This window comes from Vibrio sp. 2130-1 (assembly GCF_033339515.1).
In genome coordinates this window covers 1-515 of sequence record NZ_JAWOUT010000737.1, presented here as the reverse complement: position 1 = coordinate 515, position 515 = coordinate 1, and the positions used below count along the sequence as shown (strand labels likewise).

The following is a 515-nucleotide window of genomic DNA, read 5'->3' as shown; positions in this document are numbered from 1 at the left end:
TGATGTTTATTGGTGGTTGTGGTTACTGCCTATTAAGCCCTCGAAATCCTAAACACGTTTTCACATTTGGCCGCTTGTTTGCCAAGATGTCTCGCGTATTTGGGGTAAAGCTAGAATTACGTATTCCTGAAGATGCGTACTCTCGTGGTCAGCACGTTTACATCGCTAACCACCAAAACAACTGGGACATGTTTACTGTGTCTGCGGCAGTGACACCGAAAGTGGTGACCGTCGGTAAGAAAAGCCTAGCGTGGATGCCACTGTTTGGTCAGCTTTACTGGTTGACGGGCAATATTCTGATTGACCGTGCAAACCGTTCAAAAGCCAAAGGTACCATCGACCAAGTGGTTAACAGCATGAAAGAAAGTGATGTGTCGGTTTGGATGTTCCCAGAAGGTACACGCTCACGTGGTCGTGGTTTGCTGCCGTTTAAAACGGGTGCGTTCCATGCGGCAATCGGCGCTGAAGTGCCAATTATTCCAATCGTATGTAGCTCCACTGACCACATTAAACTT

The 515-nt window shown here is 47.4% G+C and carries 1 protein-coding gene; it reads left to right on the top strand.

The genetic code is table 11. The features are described from left to right. Positions 1-2 precede the first annotated feature (2 nt). Positions 3-515 (top strand): 1-acylglycerol-3-phosphate O-acyltransferase (locus R7Q09_RS28430; RefSeq protein WP_318144242.1); only part of this gene is annotated, 513 nt, incomplete at its 3' end.